Source organism: Agathobaculum butyriciproducens, from assembly GCA_003096535.1.
GTDB classification, from domain to species: Bacteria; Bacillota; Clostridia; order Oscillospirales; family Butyricicoccaceae; genus Agathobaculum; species Agathobaculum butyriciproducens.
In genome coordinates this window covers 1-3,159 of record QEKJ01000043.1, presented here as the reverse complement: position 1 = coordinate 3,159, position 3,159 = coordinate 1, and the positions used below count along the sequence as shown (strand labels likewise).

Sequence of the window (3,159 nt, the reverse complement as noted above, 5' to 3'; positions counted from 1 at the left end):
GTACACCTGTTCCCATTCCGAACACAGTAGTTAAGCTCGTTTACGGTGACAATACTTGGCTGGCGACGGCCCGGGAAGATAACTCAACGCCTACATCTAAAGCAGCAACGAAAGTTGCTGCTTTTTCTTTTTTCTGCAGAGATTTTGCGGGGTATATGAGTTGCGTCAGCAATACGTTCTGTCTGGGCGGCAGCCTTTTCTGCAGTGGTTTGCTGGTGGACTTGAACCGCACAGGCGATTCGCTCTATCAGGGCGGAGAGTTTTTCGCTGAGATTCAGCGGGGAGTTCGCCGTACCACGGCGGTGGGCAAGAGGGTAGATACCTGCGGTTTCTACCCTCTTAACTCCCGTTTTCCTTTGCTTCTTAGTCTGGCGCAGATCAGAGACCGGAGACCGCCCTGAAAAAGGGAACGGAAGAGGATCTTTTCTACAGCACAGCGTGCTCCCATTTCTCTACCTATTCGCAGTGTCAGATACTTTGCTGCTACACATGCGGTTAAGTCTACGCAGGCGCGACATACCCGTGTCGCGCGAATTGTTTACGGGTGCTGGTGGATGGGGCCTATCAGGTAAAGCACGTGCTTGGATTTAGATGGATTTTAGATAATAAAAAGCGACTGCATAGCAGTCGCTTTTCGATTTAATCGCCGTCAGCTGCGTTTGCGGCATCGCTTGAAGTTGTACTTGCCGGAGAGGCAAACAGTTCTGCCTGGCGTTCGTCGCCGCCAAACAGGTTGTTATATTGTATGCGCTCGTAATCTTCGATCAGCGGGGTAAATTTTGTGGTATCCAGATGGCTGTATGCATTGCCTTCACTATCGAAATAGCCGGCAAAGGTCATCGCCGGAATGGTTTTCTGCAGATTCCACAGGTATTTGCCGTAGGCACTGGTTTCAATGCCTGCGTTGCGCAGCACATACTGAGCAAGAAAATTCAGGCTGGTGATCTTGGTCGAATCGCCGGTCAGCGGGTAGTTGGCCCAGATGATGAATGGTACCTTAAACTTATCCATATACTGTGCCATGGTCATCTCGTCCTGCGTGACACCGTACGCCTTATCGAGAAATTCCTGCTCGACGGACGGCTGATGGTCGCCGAACATAACGAGAATGGTCGGCTCAGTCTGTGCCGAGAAGTAGTCGATCAGCTTTTTGAAGGCCTCATCGGTCTTATTGGCGAGCGTCAGATACTGCTCTGCCTTGGGGTACGCACCCGGCTCGTCGGCGAGCTGCACTTCGGCGGGGTAATCCTCAACCGTGTAGCTGCCGTGGTTCTGAATCGTCACATTGAACAGAAACAGCGGTGTGCTTTCGTCCTTATGCTCAAACTCCCAAATAATCTGCTCGAAGTCGGAATCGTCGCTGACGTAGCCGTGCTCCTCAGTCTGCGGTACGTCCATGTCCTCGCCGCACTTGAATGAGTCGAAGCCCAGACGCGGATACGCGATATTACGCTGCCACGAGGTCTGCTCACCCGGATGGAACGCACGCGTCTCATAGCCGTAGCCCTTGAGCAGCGTAGCCAGCGAATCCGTCGGACCGAGGATGTACTGCTGATACGGGATACTGCCCGACGGCAGGAAGTTCATCGAATTACCGGTCAGGAACTCAAACTCGCTCGTGCTTGTGCCCGCGCCGAATACCGAGGTGTAGGCGTGACCATGGATTGCATTCGACACGCTGTTGATGTAATTCATTGGGCTTTCCGTAAGCGTCAGATTGCCGAAGTCCTCAAAGTCCGCCCATGATTCATTCATAATGGCAACAATATTCGGGTGATCAACGCCGACATTCGGTGTCGGGTCATCCTCTGTACCATTTACAATAGCGTTGACGCGTTTCGGCGTGGTATCATCCGGTTTTTCCACTTCCATAAATTCGGTATTTCGCAGAAATTCTGCAGCGGCACCGCCGGTCTGGTAAGCACCGAGCTGATCCCACACGTCGGTCTCTACGCCGAACATGCCCAGTATTTGCGGGTGGGCGATTGGGATGAGACATAGCAGACCGGCAATGAGCACGGAACCGCGGCGCAGCAGATCGCCTTTGCGCAGCCGAAAATGCCCCATCTTATAATAAGGACGCAGCGCCCACGCAAGCAGTGTGACTAGCATAATGCAGATGGCGATTTGCCAGGTCATAGACAGGCTGTAACTGCCTGCAACGGCTACAGCGGTACCGAGTGCCTTAAAGTCCCACGGCAGAATAGGTGTGCCGCGGAAGACAGAAACGAAGTAATTCGCAGCGCCCCACATACCGGCCAGAATGTGCAGCAGCACGCAGCAGACCGCTGGATAGCCGATGATCGCACAGCCGATCCAGTAGAGTGCGCTCAGACACAGCCAGTTGGCCAGCGCCACGCCTGCGCTCATATTCCACGGTGGAGAGCCGAGCACAAGCTGCATCAGCCAAAACGCGGTAAGCGGTGTCAGCAGCAGCAGGAGCAGCTTTTGCGCCCTTGCGTTTTGGCGCAGCGGCACATCACGCCGCGGCAGCAGTTGCCTGATCAGTGAACCAACTTTTTTCATAAACCGTTCTCCTCGTAAAAAAGTTCCCACAAGAGCGGAATTATACACTAAATTGGGGAAAATGTCAAGGTTAGATGCGGCTTACAGGGCATGCGACAGGGACAGGCAGGTATACTACTATATGTAGGCACTGTGCGGCGCAAAAATAAATGAAAAAAGTGCTTGACATTTGCTCTGGGATTTGGTATTCTATTAAAGCTGTCTCTCAGAGACAAGCGCAAAACCGAAAAGTTTGATTTAGAACGGCTTGATTCTTCAAAAAAGAATTTGAAAAAAGTTCTTGACAAATGCTTCTGGTTTTGATATACTAAATAAGCTGTTGATGAGCAGTTAAGAACAACGAAAAGTTGTGAAAACTCTTTGAAAACAGCAGATTGTACCTTGTAAATTAAACAACGATGTGCTTAAACTTTTGTTCGATATGAACAAGGTTGTAGTGCGAACCTGAAATTTCGAGAGTTTTTTACTCTTGGTAAATCGCTGGAAGTCACAACTCCAGTTAAAACAAAGTGACACGTCAGACTCTAAAGTCGATTTTAAGAACTTCGGTTCTTTAAATACAATTTTTAGAGAGTTTGATCCTGGCTCAGGATGAACGCTGGCGGCGTGCCTAACACATGCAAGTCGAACGGA

Annotated in this window: 1 protein-coding gene and 2 rRNA genes; 2 read left to right on the top strand and 1 reads right to left on the bottom strand. The window is 50.8% G+C overall.

Annotated elements, in window-relative coordinates:
* Positions 1 to 95 (top strand): 5S ribosomal RNA (rrf, locus tag C7386_RS13085); the annotation flags it as partial.
* A gap of 544 nt (positions 96 to 639) precedes the next feature.
* Here rrf and C7386_RS13080 read toward each other — a convergent pair.
* A complete protein-coding gene (locus C7386_RS13080; RefSeq protein WP_116705725.1) occupies positions 640 to 2,526 on the bottom strand; it encodes an LTA synthase family protein in 1,887 nt (628 codons plus the stop codon).
* Between the two features lie 563 nt (positions 2,527 to 3,089).
* On the opposite strand from C7386_RS13080, the gene C7386_RS13075 reads away from it, so the two are divergent.
* Positions 3,090 to 3,159: ribosomal RNA gene (locus C7386_RS13075) — 16S ribosomal RNA — on the top strand; the annotation flags it as partial.